The 1,114-nt window shown below is 65.4% G+C and carries 1 protein-coding gene; it reads left to right on the top strand.

What is annotated here, in order from left to right; genetic code table 11:
- Positions 1-594: 594 nt before the first annotated feature.
- Positions 595-1,114 (top strand): class Ib ribonucleoside-diphosphate reductase assembly flavoprotein NrdI (gene nrdI / locus CWC38_RS11820; protein WP_121846894.1); only part of this gene is annotated, 520 nt, incomplete at its 3' end.

The raw sequence follows: 1,114 nt of genomic DNA, 5'->3' as shown, positions 1-1,114 counted from the left end.
GTGCGCAGGACGACCGCCGCTGCCGCTGCTGTTGCGAAAAACGCGTTCTGCTTCTTCATGAGGGGAACCTTCGATCTGCTCCTGTGGAAATCCGGGGGGATTTCACCAATGACAAGGACACGCCGGTTCCCGCGCTGTGCAGCGCCGGTCCAGCGGATACCACTCGTGCACCTGTCGACACGTGGTGGCCCATCGCCGCAGGTCAGAGGCGGGTCAACGAGTGCCTTTCCACCGTAATCCGATCGTTATCAGCAGGACAATGGCCAAATGGCCAGTCTTTTCCTGGCCGGTTGACCATTCTGTGCGGGGAAAATGATAGGGGGACTAAGCAGCGGGCGGAGAAAGTTCGCATCTTCTCCGGTGGGTGGGTACGCCCCCGGTCCTCGTGAAGGGGGCGACACCTTCGTGGCGGTCCGGGACAGGGGTGCGAGGGGCCCAGTTCGTCAACACGAACAATTGACTACGCTATAACGTAGCGCTGGGACCTTTCCCGTGGTACCACTAGATGTAGTGCTGATCGGCACGTCAGTAACTACATCTTGTGGCTCGGGCTCACTGCCTGAGGCGCACCTGAGAACGGAAGGGTGGCACCGCATGAGCGCAGGAATCGTGCGGACCGGGCGGAGAGTGCTGCGGTTCCGCGACCTCGGCGAGGACGAGTCACCGGACCTGGTCTACTTCTCGAGCGTCTCCGAGAACACGCGCCGCTTCGTGGAGCGCCTGGACCGGGCCGCCGTGCGGATCCCCCTGCGCCCGGGGGTGGAGGACATGATCCGCGTGGCCCGCCCCTACGTCCTGGTGCTGCCCACCTACGGCGGCGGAGAGCGCTCCGGGGCAGTGCCCAAGCAGGTGGCCCAGTTCCTGAACGACCCCGTCAACCGCGCACTGATCCGCGGCGTGATCACCTCCGGCAACACGAACTTCGGGCCGTACTACTGCCTCGCCGGGCCCATCGTCTCCGCCAAGTGCCGCGTGCCGGAGCTGTACCGCTTCGAGCTGCTGGGGACGTCGCAGGACGTCGCCCGGGTCAGCGAGGGGCTGGACGAGTTCTGGTCCCGGCAGCAGAGCCCCGTGGACGCGCTCCACACCATCCCCGTGCCCACCCCCAGGAAGG

This window comes from Kocuria tytonicola (assembly GCF_003687455.1).
Taxonomy (GTDB): Bacteria; Actinomycetota; Actinomycetes; order Actinomycetales; family Micrococcaceae; genus Kocuria; species Kocuria tytonicola.
The sequence above is the reverse complement of the archived record's forward strand: the minus strand, read 5'-3'. Positions and strand labels throughout refer to the sequence as shown.